The sequence below is a fragment of the Pseudomonas sp. ICMP 460 genome, assembly GCF_002723595.1.
Lineage (GTDB): Bacteria > Pseudomonadota > Gammaproteobacteria > Pseudomonadales > Pseudomonadaceae > Aquipseudomonas > Aquipseudomonas kitaguniensis.
The window spans coordinates 15,060-37,452 of the sequence record NZ_LKBR01000032.1 but is presented as its reverse complement, the minus strand read 5'-3'; the positions used below and the strand labels follow the sequence as shown (position 1 = coordinate 37,452).

Genomic DNA, 22,393 nt, shown 5'->3' with positions numbered 1-22,393 from the left:
TGTGTCAGATAAATATTTTTCAACTGACACACCGCAATCGGGAGCAAGCCCCCTCCCACAGAAAGCAAAAAAAGCAGATCTACTGTGTACTCAAGACCCGCCTTTGACCTGCTTCTGATCTGCTTCAACCACTCAGGTCGGCTTTCAGGCCGCCGTGCTCTTGCTTCTGTGTACTCAAGACCCGCCTTTGACCTGCTTCTGATCTGCTTCAACCACTCAGGTCGGCTTTCAGGCCGCCGTGCTCTTGCTTTTGATCTTTGTGATCTTGATCTAAGAAGCGCCCCGTTAAACCACGCTGGCCGCACGCAGGCTTGAATCCGTGGGTAACCCGGCAGGACGCCGGGTTAGCCGCGCTGGGCCAAGGATGGCCCATCGCGGCGGCCCACGGATTCAAGCCTGTGGGCGGGCATGCCGAGCCTAAGCGAGGCACCGAGTGGTGGGGCGAGAGCGTTTTGGTTACTTTTGACTGGGCCGGCTTCCGGATCTATCAAAAGTGACTCGCTGTAAGAGCGAAACCGATATAAGCCATAACNTGACTCGCTGTAAGAGCGAAACCGATATAAGCCATAACAAAAATACCGGATATGTACCCAACCTGAATAACACCCCCGAACCAGCCCGATGCGCGACAGCGCCACATCAAAGATGCAGTACAGCCTCCCATATTGAACAGGGTCATCAGCCCTCAATACCCAACATACTGCGCGCCAACGCTTCGGCAATCCGAATCCCGTCAACCCCCGCCGACAGAATCCCACCGGCATAACCTGCGCCTTCACCGGCCGGGAACAGGCCTTTGACGTTCAAGCTCTGCATCGACTGGTCACGGGTAATGCGCAAGGGCGAAGAGGTGCGGGTCTCGATACCCGTGAGCACCGCATCGTACAGCGAGTAGCCTTTGATCTGCTTCTCGAACGCCGGCAGCGCTTCACGAATCGCTTCAATGGCAAAGTCCGGCAAGGCCAACGCCAAGTCGCCTAACGCCACACCGGGCTTATAGGACGGCTGCACACTGCCAATCGCGGTGGACGGCTTGCCCGCGATGAAATCCCCCACCAGTTGCGCAGGTGCCTCGTAGTTGCTGCCGCCGAGGATGTAAGCGTGCGACTCCAGGCGTTCCTGCAACTCGATACCCGCCAACGGGCCGCCGGGGTAATCCAACTCCGGCGTGATGCCGACCACGATGCCGGAGTTGGCATTGCGCTCGTTACGCGAGTACTGGCTCATGCCGTTGGTGACGACGCGGTTGGGCTCGGACGTCGCGGCCACCACCGTACCGCCTGGGCACATGCAGAAGCTGTAGACCGACCGGCCGTTCTTCGCGTGGTGCACCAGTTTGTAGTCGGCAGCCCCGAGTTTCGGGTGGCCGGCGTATTTGCCCAGGCGCGCGGCGTCGATCAGCGACTGTGGGTGTTCAATACGGAAACCCACCGAGAACGGCTTGGCCTCCATGTACACGCCACGGCCGTGCAACATGCGGAACGTGTCGCGGGCGCTGTGGCCCAGCGCGAGGATCACGTGCCTGGACAGAATCTGTTCGCCGCCATCCACCACCACGCCGTTCAACTGACCGTCTTCGATCAGCACGTCGGTGACGCGCTGTTCAAAACGCACTTCACCGCCGAGGGCGATGATTTGCTGGCGCATGTTTTCGACCACGCCGGTCAGGCGGAACGTGCCGATGTGCGGCTTGCTGACGTAAAGAATTTCTTCCGGAGCGCCGGCCTTGACGAATTCGTGCAGCACTTTGCGACCGTGGAATTTCGAGTCCTTGATCTGGCTGTAAAGCTTACCGTCGGAGAACGTTCCGGCGCCGCCTTCACCGAACTGTACGTTGGACTCGGGGTTGAGCACATTTTTGCGCCACAGGCCCCACGTGTCCTTGGTGCGCTGGCGCACTTCGCGACCACGCTCCAGGATGATCGGCTTGAAGCCCATCTGCGCAAGCAACAGGCCGGCGAAAATGCCGCACGGCCCAAAACCGACCACGACAGGGCGCTCGGTCAGGCCTTCGGGCGCATGGCCGACTACTTTGTAGCTGACATCCGGTGACGGGTTGATGTTGCGGTCATCGGCGAACTTGCGCAGCAGGTCAGCTTCGCCCTTTACATTCAGGTCGACGGTGTAGATGAAGCACAGCTCCGAGGATTTTTTGCGGGCATCGTAGCTGCGTTTGAACAGGGTGAAATCGAGCAGGTCATCACTGGCGACGCCCAGGCGCTGCACGATGGCAGGCCGCAGGTCTTCTTCGGGATGGTCGATGGGCAGCTTGAGTTCGGTGATTCGTAACATGACGGGATCCGGTAGGCGGCGGACAAAGAGGCCGGCTGTTTTGCAAACCGGCGATTATAAGCCCCAATCGCCGGTTTTCGTCATGTTAAAACAGCGCAGGGCTGAATCAGTCGTCGCGCGAACCACCAAACGCCGCACAACCGCGTTGTACCTCGCCGTTAACGCGCAACTCGGCGGTCATGTGTTGCAAGCTGCCGCTGACGCTGTCAATGCAGCGCTGCGGGGCCACCCACAATTCGATGTGCTGGTTATTGGCTTCGGTCATCAGGTTGAACCGGCCGTCACCCAATTGTTCTTCGACAAACGGCACTGCCAGCGGCGGCTGGCCTTCGCGCTCCAACACCATGCCTTTGGCGGTGACGTTCATCGTCCACGCCGGCTTATGGCCGTTGGCCCGCAGGACCATGCGCTTGAAGTCCGGGTCGTTGCAGGCTGAAGTCGAGCGTTCCATGCGATACACCTGTTGCAGGTCAAGCGAACCCTGGGTGCCGCTGGCGACCCCGGAGAACTTGCCGCGCACGTCGGCAAACAGCGCGCCTTGCTGGCCGGCCAGCGAAGCCGCTTCCTGCAGGATGCTGGTGCCGCCGGCGTCGTTGACCACGTAGTTGCGTGTGTCGTTACACGGCTGGAACAACAGTTGGCCGCCCACCGTGGTCAGTTCACCCTGCATACGGGTCATGCCGGCGGTCGACGGCTTGGCCGGCTCGCTCTCGAACATCTGGCAAGCGGCGAACAGGGGGAGAAGGGCAAACAGAGCGAGGGTACGGGCGGCACGCATTTATCGGGTCTCCAAACAAGTGCCGCCACGTTACGCAGGCTGACGCGGCACCACAAGTGCGGGACACAGTTTGAACGTGAATGCCCCCATCGCTCTCAACCGACGATGCAGGCAAGGCAGCTTGCCACGCCGTACACAGGTGCTCGCTGACTACTTGTTGGTGGGCTGGTTCACGCGCAGCGGCGAAACCCTGGACCGTCTTTAACCGTGGCGGCGCGCAATCAGGTGGTCGATGGCCAGGCGGCCGGGGCCTTTGGCGACCAACAGCAGCAGCAAGGCGATCCAGGTGACGTGGGTCGGGTAAGCGTCCGGGTAAACGAACAGCTGAATGACCAGGGTCATGCCGATCAGGGCCAGGGCCGAGAAGCGTGTGGCAAAGCCCAGCAGGATCAGCACCGGGAAAAAATGTTCGGCGAACGTCGCTAGGTGTGCGGCCACTTCGGGTGACAGCAACGGCACCTGATATTCACTGCGAAACAGCGGCAGTGTCGAGGCTGCAAGGCGCGGCTCGCCCCATTGGAAGGTGCCGCTGATCACGTCTATGGCAAAGCCTTCGACCTTGGTCTGCCCTGATTTCCAGAACACCGCCGCTATCGAGAAGCGTGCGAGAAAGGCGATCAGGCTGTAGGGGATGTTCTCAAACAGTGCGATGGCCTGTTTTACCAGGCATGCAGGGGAGGCGTTCATGGCGATTCCTTTTGGTCCAAGTGCATATGGGTGATGGCGTCGTGGCTTATCAGCAGTGTCAGGCATTGATGCAGGTCGAATTCGGGTGAGGCTTCAAGGGCATGCGCCAGGGCCGTCGTCAGTGGTGTGCCGTGGTTCAGGCTGTCGATAAACGCGACTGAGCCGCTGTCGAGGGAAAACACCTTGACCGCCAGGCCTTGGCGCAGCACCAGCGCACTTTGTGCGTGCCAGGGGTTCAAGGTGGCCATGGCGCCCGCGCCCTGGTGCGCAGCCCAAATCGCCACCACCGCAAACGCGGAATTCAAGGTGGCAAGGGAGGGATGCAGTTGCAGGCGTAATTGCCCCAAGTCCGTTTGACCCTGCAGTGCCAGTAGCACGGCCTGCGGGTCCAGCGGCTGGGTGTCTGCTGCGTGATAGGCGCGCACTCGCAGGCGCTCAAGCCGCGCAACATCGGCCAGGTAAGGCACGCTGCCAGCCGGCTCGAAGCCCTGGATGAAGTCGGCAAAGGTGCTGGCGTACTCACTGATCAGCGGGCTGGTGGGCGGGTTTGTCTGCACGTAGACGCCGGCCATGGCGCGAAAAAATTCATCGCCGACTAATTGCAACGTCACCGGGTAAGCCGCCACCAGCGCGTTGATCAACGCGCTGTGCACATTGTTGCGGTACACCGCAAAACGGCTGGCCGGGTCGGCGCCGTTGCGGCTGTACAGGCCATCGGGGCACGCTTGCTCAGGCGCAAGCAAGGCAGTGGCAAACGCAGCGTGATGGCTCATGAGTTGACCTGCGCCAGATACCGCTCGGCCTGTTCGACTTCGGCGTGCAGCACCTTGAACGCAGGCACGTGGTTATCCCGCTCGATCAGGGTTGCCACCGGGCCGGTGCGCGCCAAAACCGCTTGGTACAACTGCCACACGGCCTTGTCGATGGGCGCACCATGGTCATCAATCAGCAGGCGATCGCCCAGGCTGTCGGTGTCTTCGGCAAAACCTGCCAGGTGAATCTCACCCACGGCGTGCAACGGCAGTGCATTGATGTAGGAAAGGGGCTCGCGCTGGTGGTTGATGCAGGACACGTAGACATTGTTGACGTCCAACAGCAGGCCGCAGCCGGTGCGGCGGATGATCTCGCTGATAAAATCCGCCTCGTCCAGCGTGGAGCGGTGGAACTGCAAATAGGTCGAGGGGTTTTCAAGCAGCATCGGCCGCTTGAGGGTGCTTTGTACGTGGTCGATGTGTTCGCACACCCGGTTCAGCGTGGCGGCATCGTAGGCCAGGGGCAGCAAGTCGTTGAGAAACACCGGGCCATGGCTGGACCAGGCCAGGTGTTCGGAAAAGGACTGGGGTTGATAACGTTCGATCAGCCTGGCCAACCGTGCCAGGTGCTCACGGTTCAGCGGGCCTTCGCCGCCGATGGATAAGCCTACGCCGTGCAGCGAGAGCGGGTACTGCTCGCGGATCAAACCCAGGTAGTGGTGAAAAGGGCCGCCGGCCACCATGTAGTTTTCGGCGTGCACTTCAAAAAAACCGATGTTGGGCGAGGTCTCGAGCACTTCAATAAAGTGCTCGTTTTTCAGCCCCAACCCGGCTCTGCGCGGGAGGCCGGGCACCTGAGCCCGTGAGACCGTATGCGAGGGTGAACGCGTCATCATCGTCACTCAGGCGAGGGCAGTATCAGGACTTGGCGGCGAAGACGGCTTCTTGACCGAAACCGGTCGGCGAGGTGGTGCTTGGGGTTTGCAGGCAAGTACCGGCCGGAACCAGCTTCCAGGCGTTGGCTTGATCTTTGGTTTTCGAAGTGCCGGCGCAGGAAGTACCGGCACCTGCGGCGCAATCGTTTTTGCCGGCTTCAGCGATACCGAAGCATTTTTGCATGTCGTCTGCAGCGTGAGCCGTGGTGGTCAGGGCAGACAGGCTCAAGGCAGTGCCCAGGGCCAGAACGAGGGTAGCGGCGGACAGCGAACGGGTTTTAGTGGTCATGATGGAGCTCCTGCAGTGGGGTAGGTAGCGGGCTTGGATGCCTGCTTACACCACTAGAGGCGGCAGCGAGATCTACGTTACAAAAGCGGTCGAAAAAACTTTAAACACCAGCACATTTTTGGCTTTCTGTGGGAGCGGGCTTGCTCGCGATTGCGGTCTGTCAGTTGAAAAATACTTACCTGACACACTGCAATCGCGAGCAAGCCCGCTCCCACAATTGACCAAATTCGGCTTGAGGGATGGGTCGGCTTTCGGGCGGATATGCACCCGAAACCCCAGCCATAACCCTAAAGCCCACAGCCCGGAACTGATGTTTAACCGCCCAAGTACGCCTCACGCACTTTGGGGTCGGTCAACTAACCCCCAGCCATAACCCTAAAGCCCACAGCCCGGAACTGATGTTTAACCGCCCAAGTACGCCTCACGCACTTTGGGGTCGGTCAACAACTGCTCGCCAGTGCCTTGCATCACCACCCGGCCGTTTTCCAGCACGTAGGCGCGGTCGGCGATTTTCAGCGCCTGGTTGGCGTTTTGCTCCACCAGGAACACCGTTACACCGTCCTTGCGCAGTTGTTCGATGATGTCGAAGATCTGTTGGATGATGATCGGTGCCAGGCCCAGCGACGGTTCGTCCAGCAACAGCAACTTGGGTTTGCTCATCAGCGCCCGGCCGATGGCGAGCATTTGCTGCTCGCCGCCGGACATGGTGCCGCCGCGCTGGCTGAAGCGCTCCTTGAGCCGTGGAAACAGGTGCAGCACCTTGTCCATCTGCTCCTGGTAGTCGCCCTTGTCGGTGAAGAACCCGCCCATCGCGAGGTTCTCTTCCACGGTCAGGCGCGCAAACACCCGACGACCTTCCGGCACCACCGCAATGCTCTTGCGCATGATTTCGGAAGACTGCTGGCCCACCAGTTCTTCACCCATGTAGCGGATGCTGCCGGTGTGCGCCTGCGGCGAACCGCACAGGGTCATCAGCAAGGTCGATTTGCCCGCGCCGTTGGCGCCGATCAGCGTGACGATTTCACCTTGGCGCACTTCCACGTTGACGCTGTGCAGCGCCTGGATCTTGCCGTAGAAAGTGGAAACGTTTTCGAATTGCAGCATTTACGCTTCCCCCAAATAGGCTTTGATCACTTCTGGATTGTCGCGGATCTGCTCCGGCGTTCCGTTGGCCAGCGGCGTACCCTGGTTGATCACCACGATGTGGTCGGAAATGCTCATGACCAGTTTCATGTCGTGTTCGATCAACAACACCGTGGCGTTGTTTTCTTCACGCAACACGCTGATCAGCGCCTTGAGGTCTTCAGTTTCCCTGGGGTTCAAACCGGCAGCCGGTTCGTCGAGCATCAGGATCCGCGGGCGGGTCATCATGCAGCGGGCGATTTCCAGGCGGCGTTGCTGACCATAGGCCAGGGTGCCGGCGGGGCGGTTGGCGAACTCGGTCAGGTTGACCTTGTCCAGCCAGTACTCCGCGTATTCCATGGCCTCGCGCTCGCTCTTGCGGAACGCCGGGGTCTTGAACAGGCCTGCAAAGAAGTTGGTGTTGAGGTGACGATGCTGCGCGATCAGCAGGTTCTCGACCGCCGTCATGTCCTTGAACAAGCGCACGTTCTGGAAGGTGCGCACCACGCCCTTGCGGGCGATCTCGTGGCCGGCCAGGCCCTGAATCGGTTGGCCGTCGAGCAGGATGCTGCCGCCGCTCGGTTTGTAGAAACCGGTGAGGCAGTTGAACACCGTGGTCTTGCCGGCGCCGTTAGGGCCGATCAATGCCACAACCTGTTTCTCTTTGACGGTCAGGGCCACGCCGTTGACCGCGAGCAGGCCGCCGAAACGCATGCTCAAATTGTCGACTTTCAGGATCTCGCGGCTCATTTGCGCAGCTCCATGTGGGGACGTTGCATGGGCAGCAGGCCTTGAGGACGCCAGATCATCATCAGCACCATCATGGCGCCGAACATCAACATGCGGTATTCGCTGAACTCACGCATCATTTCCGGCAACAGGATCATCACGATCGCCGCCAAAATCACGCCCAACTGCGAGCCCATGCCGCCCAGTACGACGATGGCGAGAATGATCGCCGACTCGATAAAGGTAAACGACTCCGGGGTCACCAGGCCTTGGCGAGCGGCAAAGAAGCTACCGGCAAAACCGGCAAACGCAGCGCCCAGGGTGAATGCAGACAGCTTGATGATGGTCGGATTGAGGCCCAGCGCCCGGCAGGCGATTTCATCTTCGCGCAGCGCTTCCCACGCACGGCCGATCGGCATGCGCAGCAAGCGGTTGATCACGAACAGCGCCGCGAGCGCCAGCAACAGCGCCACCAGGTACAGGAACACCACTTTGCTCACCGGGTTGTAGTCGATCCCGAAGTACTCGTGGAAGGTCTGCATGCCTTCGGCCGCAGTACGGTCGAACGACAGCCCGAAGAACGTAGGCTTGGGGATGCTGCTGATGCCGTTGGGGCCGCCGGTGATGTCGGTGAGGTTACGCAGGAACAGACGGATGATTTCACCGAAGCCCAGCGTCACGATCGCCAAATAGTCACCGCGCAAGCGCAGCACCGGAAAGCCCAACAGGAAGCCGAACGTGGCCGCCGCCATGCCCGCCAGTGGCAGGCAAATCCAGAAGCTCCAGCCGAGGTAGTGCGAGAGCAGCGCGTAGGTGTAGGCACCCACGGCGTAGAAGCCCACGTAACCGAGGTCGAGCAGGCCGGCCAGGCCCACCACGATGTTCAGGCCAAGGCCGAGCAACACGTAGATCAAAATCAAGGTGGCGATGTCGACGGCGCCGCGCGAACCGAAGAACGGCCAGATCAACGCGGCCACGATCAGGCCGATGATGATGTAGCGCTGGGTGCGCGGCAGGGTCAAAAATTGGCTGACCTTGGGCGACACCAACGGCGCACGGTTGCCTTTGAACAGGGCACCGACTTGCTGGGTGAACAGCACGCGCAGGAACATCAGCACCGAGCACAGGGCAATGATGGTCAGGGTCACGGGACCGGTGCCATGCACTTCCAGGTTGATGCCGACAATGCTCAGCTTGAGGCCGAGTACCGGGAAGGCCACGGCCCACACCAGCAAGGCGCTGAATAACGCCGATTTAAGATACTTGCTCATACTTTCTCAACCTCCGGACGGCCCAGAATGCCGGTCGGACGGAATAACAGCACCAGAACCAACAGGCCGAACGCCACGACGTCCTTGTACTGGTCGCCGAAAATATCGGCACCAAAGGCTTCGGCCACACCCAGCACCAGCCCACCGAGCATGGCGCCCGGAATACTCCCGATACCGCCCAAAACCGCGGCGGTAAAGGCTTTGAGGCCTACCAGGAAACCGGCGTTGGGGTTGATCACGCCGTATTGCATGCTCAGCAATACCGCCGCAACGGCTGCCAGCGCAGCGCCGATCACGAAGGTCAGGGCGATGATGTTGTTGGTGTTGATGCCCAGCAGGTTGGCCATCTTGATGTCTTCGGCGCAGGCCCGGCAGGCACGCCCCAGGCGGGAGCGCGAGATAAACAGGGTCAAGCCAAGCATGGCCACCAGGGTGACCACGAAGACCAGAATCTGCATGTACGAAATCAGCACTTCTTGTGCGCCGCCTGGGCCGAAGGAGATGCTCCCCGGAATCAGGTTGGGAATGGACTTGTCCTTGGAGTCCTGGGACAGCAGTACGGTGTTCTGCAGGAAAATCGACATGCCGATAGCGGAAATCAGCGGGATCAAACGGTTGCTGCCACGCAAGGGACGGTAGGCAACCCGCTCGATACTGTAGCCGTAGGCACTGGTTACAACGATCGACGCGATAAACGCGGCGGTCATTAACAGCGGCAGGGAATGGATACCCAGCATGGCCAGCCCGGCAAGGGCGATGAAGGCCACGTAGGAACCAATCATGTATACCTCGCCATGGGCGAAGTTAATCATTCCAATGATGCCGTACACCATGGTGTAGCCGATGGCTATCAAGGCATAGGTGCTGCCAATGGTCAGGCCATTAACCAGCTGTTGGAAAAAATGATAGATCTCAGGCATTACAGCGCTCCTAAAAACCCGATACGCATTTCACTGGTGGAGTCATTTCCGGCTCGGTGCCCTGTTCTGTGAGCAGGTTGCACAAAGCGTTGGCCAGCGAACCGCTGGTGACGGTTTTAAGATTTTCAGGTGAGCCAGCGCCCGGATCGCGGGTGTCAGGCCCATAAACCTCGTAAAACAAAGCCCACTGCTCTCGCAGTGGGCTTGTTGACCAGTAACGCCTGGCTTACTGAGGGGAAACTTCGGTTTTTGGCTTGCCGAAGTGCCATTCGTAGACCACGAACTTAAAGTCTTTCAGGTCGCCCTTGGCGTCGAAGCTGAGTTCGCCGGTAGGGGTGCTGAAAGTGCCTGCGTGGATGGCGGCGGCAACTTTGGCGGTGTCTTCAGACTTCGCAGCGGTGATACCGGCGGCGATCACTTCAACAGCCGAGTAGGCCGGGAACACAAACGGACCGGTTGGGTCCTGCTTGTTCTTGGCGAACTCTTCAACGATGGCTTTGTTGGCGGGTTCGGTGTCGAACGACTTCGGCAGGGTGACCAGCAAGCCTTCGGAAGCGCCTTGGGCGATTTGCGAGATGGAGTCGTTGCCGACGCCCTCTGGGCCCATGAACTTGGCATTCAGGCCTTTTTCTTTGGATTGACGCAGGATCAGGCCCAGCTCTGGGTGGTAGCCGCCGTAGTAAACGAAGTCGACGTTGGCTTGCTTGAGCTTCTGAATGACCGAGGAGAAGTCTTTGTCGCCGGCGTTCAGGCCTTCGAAGACGGCAACTTTCACGCCTTTCTTCTCAAGGGTCTGTTTAACGGCGGTGGCGATGCCTTCACCGTATTGCTGTTTGTCGTGCAGTACCGCAACGATCTTCGGCTTCACGTGGTCGGCGATGTAGTTGCCGGCGGCTGGGCCTTGGGCGCTGTCGAGGCCGATGGTGCGGAAGATCAGCTTGTAGCCACGGGCGGTGATTTCCGGGCTGGTGGCTGCCGGGGTAATCATGATGATGCCTTCGTCTTCGTAGATGTCCGACGCTGGCTGAGTGGAGCTGGAGCAGAGGTGACCGACCACGAACTTGACGCCGTCGTTGACCACTTTGTTGGCGACGGCCACGGCTTGTTTAGGGTCGCACGCGTCGTCGTATTCCTTGGCTTCGAGCATTTTGCCATCGACGCCGCCCTTGGCGTTGATGTCGGCGATTGCTTGCTTGGCACCCATGAACTGCATGTCGCCGTATTGCGTTACAGGACCGGTTTTAGGGCCGGCAATGCCGATCTTGATGGTGTCGGCTGCGAACGAATGGCCGGCAACCCCAGCCAGGACCATAGCGGCAAACAATTTGGAAATCTGCTTAGTAGCCTTATTCATAATGCTCCACTCATGCTGTTGTATTTTTTATAGTTCCAGCGGCCTTGTGAGCTGCAGAACCGGATCAGATATCTCGGATATCCCGCCGGCAGTGCTCTGGCAACTGTACCGGTACAGTGTAGAGCGCCGGTTGATCGCTTGAAAAGCTGGCTGCCGGGGGCAAAATCCGGGGATGTCGCTTAAATGAAAGAAAGAGACAGAATTGCGGCGGGGTGATGCCAGAGTTTCGGGCAATCCTTGGCGTTGCTGACACTTTCAATCGATGACTCATTTGCAACTGGGTTTTTCAGCCTGCCTTTTTATACGAAAGACTCGACGTTATGATTGCGCCACTTTTACTCAGGCGAATTCCCATGATGCAAGAACCTAGCACCCTCTATGCCAAGCTGCTCGGTGAAACCGCCGAAATTTCCTGGAAGGAGCTTGAGCCGTTCTTTGCCAAGGGTGCCCTATTGTGGGTCGACGTCGAGCTGGATTTGATCGAAGCGGCTGTAGGAATGGCGGAGGATAACCGCGACAAAGTAGCGCGGTGGCTGGCTGCGGGCAGCCTTGGGGAAGTGTCTGCGACGCGGGCATTGGACTTGGTGGCGCGCGATCCAAGCTTATGGGCAGTGGTGGTTTCGCCCTGGATTCTGATCCAGGAAAGGGCGGCCTAGGAAATTACCGCACGAAAAAGGTGCGTGTTTTGCCGGGGTAAAGTGGGTAGCGGAGTAACCGCTGATGCGATGATGGCATCTAGCCGTAGAGAAAGGTCACAGCCAAGGGTGACGTGCGCGTCAGCGGCACAGTTTTCTGTTCGGCGCGAGTGCGCGCACAATTGTTTCTAGCTGTGTATTTGGCCGGGTCCTAATCAGCCGGCCAGGCGTGGGCTAACGAATCGGCCTGACGATAGACGGCGAGGCGCTGCGGCTTGGCGCCACCTCTTTCGGCGTGGGCATTTCCTTGTTGTTGCTGTCGGCGCTGAGCGCGTGAAGCGGGTTTCGCATCTGGACGCCCTGAATCACCCCAATGATTTCGCTGACTTGTACTGCGGGGCTCAGCAGGTAGCCTTGAATAAAATCACAGCCAAGCTTGAGCAGCATTTCAAATTGCACCTGGGTTTCCACGCCTTCGGTGACAACCTGCAAGTGCAGCGTGTGCGCCATGCCGATAATCGCCTGCACAATCTCTATGTCAGCAGTGGACTTGGGGATGTCCTGGATAAACGAGCGGTCGACTTTCAAGGTGTTAAGCGGCAGCCGCTTCAGGTAGGCCAGCGACGAATAGCCGGTGCCGAAGTCATCAATCGCCAGTGACACACCCAAGGCGCGAATTTGCCGCAACAGTGCGAGGGTGCTGCTGATATTGCCCATCAGCGCATTTTCGGTGACTTCCAGTTCGAGGCGGTGGGGCGCAATCGAGGCGAAGCGCAACGCCTCTTCGATCTCATTCGCCAGCTCGTCACGGGCCATGTTCAGGGCCGAGCAGTTCACCGCCATGGTCAGCTCCGTGTAGCCCCGGTCCGACAGCAGGCTCAAATCGTGGCAGGCCTGGCGCAGTACCCAGTTGTCCAGTTCAGCGATCAGCCCGTTGCTCTCGGCGATGCCGATAAACCGGTCCGGGGTCAGCAGCCCGTGCCGCGGGTGCTGCCAGCGCACCAGGGCTTCAAGCCGGGTGACCTTGCCGAGCTTCATGTCGAAGATCGGTTGGTAAAACAACACCAGCTCATCGTTGCCGCGCAGGGCGGCGCGCAAGTCCTCTTCGAGTTGCAGTTCGAGGAAGGCACGGGTTTTCAGGTTGGAGCTGAAGAAGTTCAGGCTGTTACGCCCGCAGTCCTTGGACTGATACAACGCCAGGTCGGCGGTTTTCAGCAGTTCTTCGCAGGTCAGGCCGTCGTCGGGAAACAGGCTGATGCCGATGCTGGTGGTCATCACCATGCGTCGGCCGGCCAGTTCGATCGGCTCTTTCATTTTTTGCATGATGCGTTGCGCCAAGTGGCGCGCTTCGTCGCGGTGATGAATGCTGATCAGGATGCAGAATTCATCCCCGCCAAACCGCGCGACCACATCCTCATGGCTGCGCACCGACCCCTTGATATGCCCGGCCAGCACCGTGAGCAACTGGTCGCCGGCATCATGCCCGAGGCTGTCATTGATGCGCTTGAAATGGTCGATGTCGAGGAAAATCACCGCCATCATGCCGTTGCTTTTGGCTTTTTCTGCGACTTTCTCGGCAAACACCTGGTTGAAGCCGCGACGGTTGAGCAGGCTGGTCAGCGCATCGTAATGCGCCACCTGTTGCAACGAGGCGCGCGCTTGGTCCAGCTCGTTAAGCAGCGCGTTGACCCGGCGCAGGTCGCGCTCTTTATGCTGCAATTTTTTGTCTGCGAGTGCCGCGCTGATGCTGCTGCCGATCACCAGCAAGGTAATGACCGCCACCGACAGGCCAAGTTGAATCGGGTTATTGTCCACCGGCAAGCCAAAGTCGGCGCCCGCAGGCACTAGCATTTGCATACTGGCCATGCCGGTGAAGTGCATGCTCAGGATGCCGGCGCCGAGCACCAGGCTGGCGGCGTATTTGAGCAATTGATGAAACACGCCCGCCCCGTTGCGCAGGTAGCACGACAGCAACAACGCCGCCAGGCTGGCGCCGATGGCAATGCCGATCGAGGCCAGGAACAGCCCCGACTCGAAATACACCTGGGCTTGCGAGCGCATGGCCGACATGCCAACGTAGTGCATCAATGCGATGCCCAGCCCCATCCATACCGACGCCAATACGTACTTGTGTAACCGCAAGTGGGCGTGACTGAGGGTTTGCATGGCGAACAGCGAGGCAATCAGGGCGATCATCAGCGAGGCGAACGTCATGATCAGTTCGTAGTGAATCGCGATAGGCGCCTGAAAGGCCAGCATGCTGATGAAGTGAGTTGACCAGATACCGCCCGCCAGGCAACCGGCACCCAGCCACCGCCAGTGGCGCCGTGCGGTAGGGTCTTCGACATGGCCGACGCGCTCAGCCATGTCCAGTGTGCCAAACCCGGCTGCGCAGGCAACCAGATAGGCAAGCAACACCAGAAAGGGGTTATGAGTGCAATTGAGCAACAATTGCCCGCTTTCCGGCAGGTCGGTAAAAAAGTGCAGACCCAGCCATTCCATAGCATGTCCCGAGGTTGCGTCACCGCCTGCAGCAATGACCTACGAGTTCGAGTATAGAGACCTCGCCGGATTTGTCAGCGGTAATGGCACTTCGCTCAGAATGATTTTGGCATGTATGGCATAGCATTTTGTACTAAGCGCTGATGGGCAAGACCAACTCGAACGGCGCGTCCAGCGGCGGCAAGCCAAAGGCGGCGCGTGCGGCATCGCAGTCGGTGTTCTGCTCACCCTGGCTCCACGACGCATCAAACTCGCGGCACGGGCTGGAGCGTTGCTCATAGATCGTGCAACGGGTGCCCTTGCCGACTTCACCTTCAAGGCTGCAGCAACGCGCGGGTTTCTGGTCGGTACCGATCATCGCCACACGCGTGGGGTTGATCTGCACCACCAGGTCATCCGGCACGGTGCCGCCCGATGAGGCGCACTCTCCCCAGAAGAAAGACACACGAAAGTATGAACAGCAGGCACCGCAACTCAGACACGGACTGACTTCGGACATGGGCGTCATCGATAAGAAAAGCAGGATGGGGGGACTGCGGGAAGGCTCGCCATTCTATCCGTGCCATGGCGCTTGGGAAGAGGGGCAAGCACTTATATTTTGCGTAGGCCAAGTCCGATTGTGACGGGTGAAATTACGCCCTATCAGCTTTACGAATCATTACAGACAAGCCGACCCCGCCTGACTATGTTGCAAGTACCTGAGCAGGATGCAGCGGGCATCACAGCGCTCATAACAATAAAAGAGACGGACCCATGCAGAACTCGACCCAAGCGGCGAATGCCTGGCGCATTCTGTTCCTGCTGTTCCTCGCCAACCTGTTCAATTTTTTCGACCGCACCATTCCTGCGATCATCATCGAGCCAATCCGCATGGAATGGCACCTGAGCGACTTCCAGCTCGGCATCATCGGCACCGCCTTCACGCTCGTCTACGCCATTGCCGGCTTGCCCCTCGGGCGCTTGGCCGATACCGGCTCGCGCAGCAAGTTGATGGGCTGGGGGCTGTTTGCCTGGAGCGGGTTAACCGCCGTCAACGGACTGGTCGGCAGTTTCTGGACCTTTTTGCTGGTGCGCATGGGTGTCGGGATTGGCGAGGCGAGTTACGCACCGGCGGCCAACTCGCTGATCGGCGACCTGTTTCCCGCACACCGGCGCGCCCGGGCGATGGGCATTTTCATGCTGGGGTTGCCGTTGGGCCTGTTGCTGGCGTTCTTTACCATCGGCTGGATGGTCAAGGCGTTCGACAGTTGGCGCGCGCCCTTCTTCATCGCCGCCGTGCCGGGGATGATCCTTGCGGTGTTCATGTTTTATATCAAGGAGCCCAAGCGCGGCGCGGCGGAAACAGTGCAAGTCTCACAGGCACGCGTCGACCGCCCGATCCGCCGCGTGCTGGCCGTACCGACCTTCCTTTGGCTGGTGCTCGCCGGTTTGTGTTTCAACTTCGCCACCTACGCCTGCAACTCGTTCCTGGTGCCGATGTTGCAACGTTATTTCTTGATGCCATTGCAGGACGCAGCGGTTGCCACCGGGGTGATCGTCGGCTTGACCGGCCTGGTGGGCCTGACGCTGGGCGGCTGGGTTGCCGATAAAATTCATCAGCGGGTGGCCAATGGTCGGCTGTTGTTTGCGGCGTGCAGCCTGATCATCTCCACCGCGACTACCGCGTGGGCCTTGCATGCCGGGCGCATTGAGATTGGTGTGTTTGTCGCGTTGTTCAGTGTCGGCTGGCTGTTTGCCTATAACTTTTATACCTGCGTGTACACGGCGATCCAGGACGTGGTCGAGCCGCGCTTGCGGGCCACGGCAATGGCACTGTTTTTTGCCGGGCTGTACTTGCTGGGCGGTGGCATGGGGCCAATTGTGGTGGGCGGCCTGTCGGATCACTTTGCCCACGCGGCGATGTATGCCGATGGGGCTGCGCAAATGACGGAAGCGTATAAGGCGGTGGGGCTGCACGACGCCATGTACCTGATTCCCGTGGCGCTGTTTTTGACCATGCTGTTTCTGTTCCAGGCATCGCGGTGTTTCGTGCGCGATGCCAAGAGGATGAAGGATGGGTTGGGAGTGGTGGAGGTGCCGGGTTCTGCGGCGATGGCTTGAGACCGGGTTGACTCCATCGGGAGCAAGCCCCCTCCCACATTTGACCGCGTTATCTGACCCTGACCGGGTCATTGTGGGAGGGGGCTTGCTCCCGATGGGGCCATCAAAGACACCACTCTTCCCACATGCATAAAAAAGGCCCGCAGTACGCGGGCCTTGTTTTTAGCCGGGCAGGGCGGTGATCAACCCGCCACCAGCACCCGAATGGCTTCCAGTCGCAGCGCCGCCTTGTCGAGCATGGCCAGGCCTTGCTCGCGTTGCTGGCGCAGGGCAACCAGTTCGCTGTCGCGCACGGTCGGGTTGACCGCTTGCAGCGCGGTCAAGCGCGCCAGCTCTTCGTCGGTGTCTGCCGCCAGGCGGCGCTTGGCCTCGGCCACACGCTCGGCATGGCGCGGGGTGATCTTCTCTTCGCCGGCATTGATGCGCGGCGTCAGTTGATCGCGCTGGGCCTGGATAAACTTGTTGGCGCTGGCGCGTGGCACGCTTTCGAGCTGATCGTTGAGGGTTTCAAACGACACGCGGCCCGACAGGTCATTGCCATTCGTATCCAGCAGGCAGCGCAGGGCGGCCGGCGGCAGGTAACGGCCCAGTTGCAGCGAACGCGGTGCGACCACTTCGCTGACGTAAAGCAGTTCCAGCAACACAGTGCCGGGCTTGAGCGCCTTGTTTTTGATCAGCGCCACGGCGGTGTTGCCCATCGAGCCGGACAGCACCAGGTCCATGCCGCCCTGCACCATCGGGTGTTCCCAGGTGATGAACTGCATGTCTTCGCGCGACAGCGCCTGGTTACGGTCGTAGGTGATGGTCACACCTTCGTCGTCGCCCAGCGGGAAGCTGGCGTCGAGCATTTTTTCGCTCGGCTTGAGGATCAACGCGTTTTCCGAATGGTCTTCGCTGTCGATGCCAAACGCGTCAAACAGGGTTTCCATGTAGATCGGCAGGGCGAATTGATCGTCTTGCTCAAGGATGTCTTCAACCAGCGCATCACCTTCGCCCGCGCCGCCGGAATTGAGTTCCAGCAGGCGGTCGCGGCCGGTGTGCAGTTCCTGTTCCAGGCGCTCGCGCTCGGCACGGGCCTCGTCGATCAGGGCTTGCCACTCGCCGTCGTCGGCATTTTCGAGCAGCGGCAGCAGGCGCGGGCCGAACGTGTGCTGCAAGGCGTTGCCGGTCGGGCAGGTGTTGAGGAACGCGTTCAACGCTTCGTGATACCACTGGAACAGACGCTCTTGCGGGCTGGTTTCCAGGTACGGCACGTGCAATTCGATCACATGTTTCTGGCCGATCCGGTCCAGACGACCGATGCGCTGTTCCAGCAGGTCGGGGTGCGCCGGCAGGTCGAACAGCACCAAATGGTGGGAGAACTGGAAGTTGCGGCCTTCACTGCCGATTTCCGAGCAGATCAGCACTTGGGCGCCAAATTCTTCATCGGCAAAGTACGCGGCGGCGCGGTCACGCTCGAGGATGTTCATGCCCTCGTGGAACACCGTGGCCGGGATGCCCGAGCGCACGCGCAGCGCGTCTTCCAGGTCCATCGCGGTTTCGGCGTGGGCGCAGATCACCAGTACTTTGGTGCGCTTGAGCATTTTAAGCTGGTCGATCAGCCACTCAACCCGTGGGTCGAAGCGCCACCAGCGGTTTTCTTCGTCGACGTCCGGCTGTGCCTGAAAGCTGACTTCCGGGTACAGCTCGGCGTGTTCGCCCAGCGGCAATTCGAGGTATTCGTCCGGGTTCGGCAGCGGGTAGGCGTGCAGCTTGCGCTCCGGGAAGCCTTGCACGGCGGCGCGGGTGTTGCGAAACAGCACGCGGCCGGTGCCGTGGCGGTCGAGCAGCTCACGCACCAGGCGCGCGCTGGCTTCGGTGTCGCCATCGTTGACGGCGGTGAGCAATGCTTCACCTTCATCACCGAGGAAACCCTGGATGGTTTTGTGTGCGGTCGGTGACAGGCGGCCCTTGTCCAGCAGCTCCTGCACGGCTTCGGCCACCGGGCGATAATTTTCGCTTTCGGCGCGGAAGGCTTTTACGTCATGGAAGCGGTTCGGGTCGAGCAGGCGCAGGCGCGCGAAGTGGCTGTCCTGGCCGAGTTGTTCCGGGGTGGCGGTCAGCAGCAGCACGCCCGGGATGACTTCGGCGAGTTGTTCGACCAGCGAATATTCCGCGCTGGCTTTTTCTTCGTGCCACACCAAGTGGTGGGCTTCATCGACCACCAGCAAGTCCCAACCGGCGGCAAACAGCGCGTCCTGGGCTTTTTCGTCGTCGACCAACCACTCCAGCGCCACCAGGGCGAGCTGGGTGTCTTCGAACGGGTTGGTGGCATCGCTTTCGATAAAACGTTCTTCGTCGAACAGCGCCACTTGCAGGTTGAAGCGGCGGCGCATTTCTACCAGCCACTGGTGCTGCAGGTTTTCCGGCACGAGGATCAACACACGGTTGGCGCGCCCCGAGAGCAACTGGCGATGGATCACCAGGCCCGCTTCAATGGTCTTGCCCAGGCCTACTTCGTCAGCCAGCAACACCCGCGGCGCGATGCGGTCAGCGACTTCGCGGGCGATGTGCAATTGGTGCGCAATCGGTTGTGCACGCACGCCACCCAAGCCCCACAGCGCGGACTGCAACTGGCGGCTGGTGTGTTGCAGCGTGTGGTAACGCAGCGAGAACCACGCCAGCGGGTCGATTTGCCCGGCGAACAGGCGGTCGCTGGCCAAACGGAACTGGATGAAGTTGGAGAGTTGGGTTTCCGGCAGCGTGACCTGCTCGTTCTGCCCATTGAGGCCGTGGTAAACCAGCAAGCCGTCGACGTCGTCGACTTCCTGTACGGTCATTTTCCAGCCTTCGAAATGGGTGATGCTGTCACCCGGCGAAAACCTCACGCGAGTGAGGGGCGCATTCCGTAGCGCATACTGGCGAGTGTCGCCAGTGGCCGGATAGAGCACGGTCAACAAGCGGCCGTCCTGTGCCAGAACGGTGCCTAACCCCAGCTCTGCTTCGCTGTCACTAATCCAGCGTTGCCCCGGTTGATACTGCTGCGCCATGCTGCCTGACTCCCGCCGTGAAAAAGCCGACTATCTTAACGGAACAAGACCCGTAGCCAAAGGACTCTGACAAAAACTACCCTGTTTGTGCGGCAGTTCGTAAGCTGGATCGACGGGTGGCGGGCACTGACGAGTGTCGACTCGGTCACAGCTTGGCGACTCTGTGCTCAAGTCGCCCAGCTAACCGCCGACAGCCTGTTGATCAGGAGAGTAATTATTATGCTGCCACCCATGCTGCCCGTCAGTGTTGTACCGGTCACGTCGCAACTTGACCCGGTGCGCCAGAAGCCGGATATCCCGCCCGTGGTGCCAGTACAACCAGGCTCCAACGAAAGTACCATTGACTTGAAAAATGGCGACGCCGAGCAGTCGACGTATCTTCTTCGCGAAGAACAACGCCGCCAGCAAGAACAGCAGAAACGCCGCCGCGAAGCCGAAGAAGACCCTGAGCAGCACTTGGCGATTCCCGGTGATGTGCTAAACGCCGACAACACCGTGCCAGTGGTGCCGCTGATTGAAGATGCGCCGCGCCAGGGCTTGTGGGTGGACGTCGAGGTTTAACCGCTCTGAGGCACCGCTACGGTCGAGGATTTTTACCCGCGCATTTGCCGTTGGGCGGGGCAGGCCGCATTATTGAGTTATTCCCGCCACAAACCAAGCCAAGCCATGAGTGATGACAACAAGCTGATCGACCTGAATGCCGAACGTGCCAAACGTGTGCATGACCTTAATGATAAGCGCCTGAACGAGGTGCGCCAGGCGTTTGAGCAAGCGATGCCGCTTGGCAGCGTTAAGAAAAAGTCGAAGAAAAAGCCGAAAAAGCGTTGAAACAACCTGCATCTGTTGATGCAGGTCAGTTATCGCCCTTCTTTACGCCCCGTTGCGGGCGACATTGATCCCCGTCAATTTTTCAATCTGCGTTCTCCATTAACTTAGCCCTATCGCAACAGGGCACGAGCAGGAGGCCGGTCATGTTCTTCGATAACGTGGTATTTGCCGGGGTGCTGACTGTCAGCCTCATGCTGATGTTTTTTGTAGGGTTTGGAATTTTTATCTGGAAGGACGCTAACAAGCGCAAACAACCCTAAGTCTTTCTGGTTATGTGAGCACGCAAGGCATTTTGGGCAACTTCGGTTGCCCTTTTTTTTGCCTGTTTTTTAGTTGGGTACGGCCAGGCGCTTAACTGACAGGCAAAAAAAGGCGCGATCCTCATTGAGGTCGCACCTTGTTTTTCAGCCGTAGCCTGTTAGCTGCCCAATGCCTTTGACGCCAGCCAGAACAACCCGGCCGACAGGCCAACGGTTGCCGGCAAGGTCAACACCCACGCCATCAGAATGGTCTTCACGGTGCCACCTTGCAGCCCACTCTTGTTGGCCACCATGGTCCCGGCAACACCCGACGAAAGCACGTGCGTGGTGGACACCGGCAGGCTGAAGATGTTGGCCAGGCCAATCATGCTCGCGGTCGTGATCTGCGCCGACATGCCCTGCGCATAGGTCATGCCTTGCTTGCCGATCTTCTCGCCAATCGTCAGTACCACACGCTTCCAGCCGACCATGGTGCCCAGGCCCAAGGCCAGTGCAACGGCCAGGATCACCCAGAACGGTGCGTATTCAGTGGTGGCGGTCAGGTCTTTACGCAGCTTGTCGAGGTCAGCCTTGTCACGCGCATCCAGGCCCGGCAGCTTGCTGACTTTCTTCGCGGTGTCGTCCAGGCAGAGCAGGTAACGACGCACTTCGATGCGCTGATCCGCGGTCAGGGAATGGTAGTCGGAGACGCCCTTCAAGGTGTCGACCAGTGCATTGATGGTCGGCTCGGTCTGCTGCGGATTGCAGCGGAACTTGCCCGGCAAGTCGTCTTTCACGCTTTTGCCCAGCGCCAGAAACTCGCCGAGGCTTGCGTTGTTACGCTCATAAAACTGACTCAAGTGCACGGTCGCGTCGCGGGTACGTTCGATCTGGTAGGTGGTGGTGCCCAGGTCGAGTACGAACTGCGCGGGCACAATACCGATCAGCACCAGCATGATCAGGCCGATGCCTTTTTGACCATCGTTGGAGCCGTGCACGAAGCTGACCGCCATCGCCGAAATCACCAGTACCAAGCGGTTCCAGAACGGCGGGTGCTTCTTGTCGTCAAGCTTGCGGCGCTGGTCCGGCGTCTTGTGCATCTTCGACAGCGGGCGCCACCATTTCAGGGCGAGCAGCACCAGGGCAGCGACCAGGAAACCGGCCATCGGCGAGAACACCAGGGACGCACCGATATCGACGGCTTTCTGCCAGTTAACCCCGTCAGCCAGCGGAATGTCGTTGATCAGGGCGTTCGCCAGGCCAACACCGAGGATCGAGCCGATCAGGGTGTGAGAACTGGAGGCCGGAATACCGAAGTACCAGGTGCCGAGGTTCCAGGTGATCGCCGCTGCCAACAATGAGAAGACCATAGCCAAACCATGGCCGGTGTTCACATTGATCAGCAACTCAACCGGCAGCAAATGCACGATGGCGTAGGCGACACCGACACCACCGAGCAACACGCCGAGGAAATTGAACACCCCGGAGAAGAACACGGCCAGATGCGGCGGCATGGCTTTGGTATAGATGACTGTGGCCACCGCGTTAGCGGTGTCATGAAAGCCATTGATGAACTCGAAGGCGAGGACAAAGGCCAGGGCGAGCAACAGGCTCACTAGAACCCACGCATCCAGTCCGCTGAATAAATCGATCATGAAGGTTTTCTGACCCGGTCGTAAGGGGGCGCGATTATGCCAGAAAACCTCGGTAATCGATGCACTAGCTGCTCATCGGTAACAATCTTCACTGAAAAAAATGCGCCGCAAAGGCCCATCCCAAGGTTTTCGGGGGGTTGGCAAGCCTTTGATTTATAAAGCACCGCGCCAGACAGGCGAGGTTTTATGACGCATTTGTGACGTTTGAAACATTTGTACGAAATTTCGCTTGGGAGGGTAGGGTATTTAAAGACCCCTGCTGGCAACGCGCCAGCA

The 22,393-nt window shown here is 59.5% G+C and carries 20 protein-coding genes; 5 read left to right on the top strand and 15 right to left on the bottom strand.

What is annotated here, in order from left to right:
* Window positions 1–678 precede the first annotated feature (678 nt).
* From AO240_RS19880 to AO240_RS19830, 11 genes are all read right to left on the bottom strand, one after another.
* A complete protein-coding gene (locus AO240_RS19880; protein WP_099238575.1) occupies window positions 679–2,292 on the bottom strand; it encodes an NAD(P)/FAD-dependent oxidoreductase in 1,614 nt (537 codons plus the stop codon).
* 106 nt (window positions 2,293–2,398) lie between these two features.
* A complete protein-coding gene (locus AO240_RS19875; protein WP_099238573.1) occupies window positions 2,399–3,070 on the bottom strand; it encodes a COG3650 family protein in 672 nt (223 codons plus the stop codon).
* Between the two features lie 201 nt (window positions 3,071–3,271).
* Window positions 3,272–3,757, bottom strand: coding sequence for a DoxX family protein (locus tag AO240_RS19870; RefSeq protein WP_099238571.1), 486 nt, complete (start codon window positions 3,755–3,757; stop codon window positions 3,272–3,274).
* On the bottom strand, window positions 3,754–4,530 hold the full coding sequence (locus AO240_RS19865; protein ID WP_099238569.1) for a DUF2063 domain-containing protein: 777 nt from the start codon (window positions 4,528–4,530) through the stop codon (window positions 3,754–3,756). Before AO240_RS19865 ends, AO240_RS19870 begins: the two co-directional genes overlap by 4 nt.
* Window positions 4,527–5,405: a DUF692 domain-containing protein gene (locus AO240_RS19860; RefSeq protein WP_099238567.1), complete on the bottom strand. Its 879-nt coding sequence runs from the start codon at window positions 5,403–5,405 to the stop codon at window positions 4,527–4,529. The genes AO240_RS19865 and AO240_RS19860 overlap by 4 nt, the downstream gene beginning before the upstream one ends.
* A 22-nt stretch (window positions 5,406–5,427) precedes the next feature.
* Complete coding sequence (locus tag AO240_RS19855) at window positions 5,428–5,733, bottom strand: DUF2282 domain-containing protein (RefSeq protein ID WP_099238565.1); 306 nt, start codon at window positions 5,731–5,733, stop codon at window positions 5,428–5,430.
* Window positions 5,734–6,135: 402 nt separating this feature from the next.
* Window positions 6,136–6,837 (bottom strand): ABC transporter ATP-binding protein, encoded by a 702-nt coding sequence (locus AO240_RS19850; protein ID WP_058413613.1) that lies wholly within the window; start codon window positions 6,835–6,837, stop codon window positions 6,136–6,138.
* Complete coding sequence (livG, locus tag AO240_RS19845; protein ID WP_058413612.1) at window positions 6,838–7,605, bottom strand: high-affinity branched-chain amino acid ABC transporter ATP-binding protein LivG; 768 nt, start codon at window positions 7,603–7,605, stop codon at window positions 6,838–6,840.
* Window positions 7,602–8,855 carry a high-affinity branched-chain amino acid ABC transporter permease LivM gene (locus AO240_RS19840; RefSeq protein WP_058413611.1) on the bottom strand — a complete coding sequence of 418 codons (1,254 nt, stop codon included), beginning with the start codon at window positions 8,853–8,855 and terminating at the stop codon, window positions 7,602–7,604. The genes livG and AO240_RS19840 overlap by 4 nt, the downstream gene beginning before the upstream one ends.
* On the bottom strand, window positions 8,852–9,775 hold the full coding sequence (gene livH / locus AO240_RS19835; protein WP_016970385.1) for a high-affinity branched-chain amino acid ABC transporter permease LivH: 924 nt from the start codon (window positions 9,773–9,775) through the stop codon (window positions 8,852–8,854). The genes AO240_RS19840 and livH overlap by 4 nt, the downstream gene beginning before the upstream one ends.
* Window positions 9,776–10,001: 226 nt before the next feature.
* On the bottom strand, window positions 10,002–11,129 hold the full coding sequence (locus AO240_RS19830; protein WP_058413610.1) for a branched-chain amino acid ABC transporter substrate-binding protein: 1,128 nt from the start codon (window positions 11,127–11,129) through the stop codon (window positions 10,002–10,004).
* Between the two features lie 353 nt (window positions 11,130–11,482).
* Here AO240_RS19830 and AO240_RS19825 point away from each other — a divergent pair, with 353 nt between their 5' ends.
* Window positions 11,483–11,785, top strand: a complete 303-nt coding sequence (locus AO240_RS19825) for a DUF2288 domain-containing protein (RefSeq protein WP_099238563.1) — start codon at window positions 11,483–11,485, stop codon at window positions 11,783–11,785.
* 213 nt (window positions 11,786–11,998) lie between these two features.
* On the opposite strand, the gene AO240_RS19820 is transcribed toward AO240_RS19825, so the two are convergent.
* Both AO240_RS19820 and AO240_RS19815 read right to left on the bottom strand, forming a co-directional pair.
* Complete coding sequence (locus AO240_RS19820) at window positions 11,999–14,266, bottom strand: bifunctional diguanylate cyclase/phosphodiesterase (RefSeq protein WP_099238561.1); 2,268 nt, start codon at window positions 14,264–14,266, stop codon at window positions 11,999–12,001.
* 133 nt (window positions 14,267–14,399) lie between these two features.
* The gene (locus AO240_RS19815; RefSeq protein ID WP_058413607.1) at window positions 14,400–14,765 is read right to left on the bottom strand and encodes a YkgJ family cysteine cluster protein; all 366 of its coding nucleotides are present in this window, start codon (window positions 14,763–14,765) and stop codon (window positions 14,400–14,402) included.
* Between the two features lie 254 nt (window positions 14,766–15,019).
* Between AO240_RS19815 and AO240_RS19805 the strand changes: the two genes are divergently transcribed.
* Window positions 15,020–16,366, top strand: coding sequence for an MFS transporter (locus AO240_RS19805; protein WP_099238559.1), 1,347 nt, complete (start codon window positions 15,020–15,022; stop codon window positions 16,364–16,366).
* A 182-nt stretch (window positions 16,367–16,548) separates the two neighbouring features.
* On the opposite strand, the gene rapA is transcribed toward AO240_RS19805, so the two are convergent.
* Window positions 16,549–19,395: an RNA polymerase-associated protein RapA gene (gene rapA, locus AO240_RS19800; RefSeq protein WP_099238557.1), complete on the bottom strand. Its 2,847-nt coding sequence runs from the start codon at window positions 19,393–19,395 to the stop codon at window positions 16,549–16,551.
* Window positions 19,396–19,614: 219 nt separating this feature from the next.
* Here rapA and AO240_RS19795 point away from each other — a divergent pair, with 219 nt between their 5' ends.
* The 3 genes from AO240_RS19795 (at window position 19,615) to ccoM (ending at window position 20,483) form a co-directional block, all read left to right on the top strand.
* Window positions 19,615–19,956, top strand: coding sequence for a hypothetical protein (locus AO240_RS19795; RefSeq protein ID WP_058413604.1), 342 nt, complete (start codon window positions 19,615–19,617; stop codon window positions 19,954–19,956).
* Between the two features lie 105 nt (window positions 19,957–20,061).
* On the top strand, window positions 20,062–20,223 hold the full coding sequence (locus AO240_RS28670; protein WP_099238555.1) for a hypothetical protein: 162 nt from the start codon (window positions 20,062–20,064) through the stop codon (window positions 20,221–20,223).
* 143 nt (window positions 20,224–20,366) lie between these two features.
* Window positions 20,367–20,483: a cytochrome c oxidase subunit CcoM gene (ccoM, locus tag AO240_RS29170; protein ID WP_305887197.1), complete on the top strand. Its 117-nt coding sequence runs from the start codon at window positions 20,367–20,369 to the stop codon at window positions 20,481–20,483.
* A gap of 158 nt (window positions 20,484–20,641) precedes the next feature.
* On the opposite strand, the gene AO240_RS19785 is transcribed toward ccoM, so the two are convergent.
* On the bottom strand, window positions 20,642–22,117 hold the full coding sequence (locus tag AO240_RS19785; RefSeq protein WP_099238553.1) for an inorganic phosphate transporter: 1,476 nt from the start codon (window positions 22,115–22,117) through the stop codon (window positions 20,642–20,644).
* Window positions 22,118–22,393 lie beyond the last annotated feature (276 nt).

Bases quoted from the DNA above. Each gene is read 5' to 3' on its own strand.
- AO240_RS19880 (WP_099238575.1), bottom strand. From the start codon at position 2,292: ATGTTACGAATCACCGAACTCAAGCTGCCCATCGACCATCCCGAAGAA.
- AO240_RS19875 (WP_099238573.1), bottom strand. From the start codon at position 3,070: ATGCGTGCCGCCCGTACCCTCGCTCTGTTTGCCCTTCTCCCCCTGTTC.
- AO240_RS19870 (WP_099238571.1), bottom strand. From the start codon at position 3,757: ATGAACGCCTCCCCTGCATGCCTGGTAAAACAGGCCATCGCACTGTTT.
- AO240_RS19865 (WP_099238569.1), bottom strand. From the start codon at position 4,530: ATGAGCCATCACGCTGCGTTTGCCACTGCCTTGCTTGCGCCTGAGCAA.
- AO240_RS19860 (WP_099238567.1), bottom strand. From the start codon at position 5,405: ATGATGACGCGTTCACCCTCGCATACGGTCTCACGGGCTCAGGTGCCC.
- AO240_RS19855 (WP_099238565.1), bottom strand. From the start codon at position 5,733: ATGACCACTAAAACCCGTTCGCTGTCCGCCGCTACCCTCGTTCTGGCC.
- AO240_RS19850 (WP_058413613.1), bottom strand. From the start codon at position 6,837: ATGCTGCAATTCGAAAACGTTTCCACTTTCTACGGCAAGATCCAGGCG.
- livG (WP_058413612.1), bottom strand. From the start codon at position 7,605: ATGAGCCGCGAGATCCTGAAAGTCGACAATTTGAGCATGCGTTTCGGC.
- AO240_RS19840 (WP_058413611.1), bottom strand. From the start codon at position 8,855: ATGAGCAAGTATCTTAAATCGGCGTTATTCAGCGCCTTGCTGGTGTGG.
- livH (WP_016970385.1), bottom strand. From the start codon at position 9,775: ATGCCTGAGATCTATCATTTTTTCCAACAGCTGGTTAATGGCCTGACC.
- AO240_RS19830 (WP_058413610.1), bottom strand. From the start codon at position 11,129: ATGAATAAGGCTACTAAGCAGATTTCCAAATTGTTTGCCGCTATGGTC.
- AO240_RS19825 (WP_099238563.1), top strand. From the start codon at position 11,483: ATGATGCAAGAACCTAGCACCCTCTATGCCAAGCTGCTCGGTGAAACC.
- AO240_RS19820 (WP_099238561.1), bottom strand. From the start codon at position 14,266: ATGGAATGGCTGGGTCTGCACTTTTTTACCGACCTGCCGGAAAGCGGG.
- AO240_RS19815 (WP_058413607.1), bottom strand. From the start codon at position 14,765: ATGTCCGAAGTCAGTCCGTGTCTGAGTTGCGGTGCCTGCTGTTCATAC.
- AO240_RS19805 (WP_099238559.1), top strand. From the start codon at position 15,020: ATGCAGAACTCGACCCAAGCGGCGAATGCCTGGCGCATTCTGTTCCTG.
- rapA (WP_099238557.1), bottom strand. From the start codon at position 19,395: ATGGCGCAGCAGTATCAACCGGGGCAACGCTGGATTAGTGACAGCGAA.
- AO240_RS19795 (WP_058413604.1), top strand. From the start codon at position 19,615: ATGCTGCCACCCATGCTGCCCGTCAGTGTTGTACCGGTCACGTCGCAA.
- AO240_RS28670 (WP_099238555.1), top strand. From the start codon at position 20,062: ATGAGTGATGACAACAAGCTGATCGACCTGAATGCCGAACGTGCCAAA.
- ccoM (WP_305887197.1), top strand. From the start codon at position 20,367: ATGTTCTTCGATAACGTGGTATTTGCCGGGGTGCTGACTGTCAGCCTC.
- AO240_RS19785 (WP_099238553.1), bottom strand. From the start codon at position 22,117: ATGATCGATTTATTCAGCGGACTGGATGCGTGGGTTCTAGTGAGCCTG.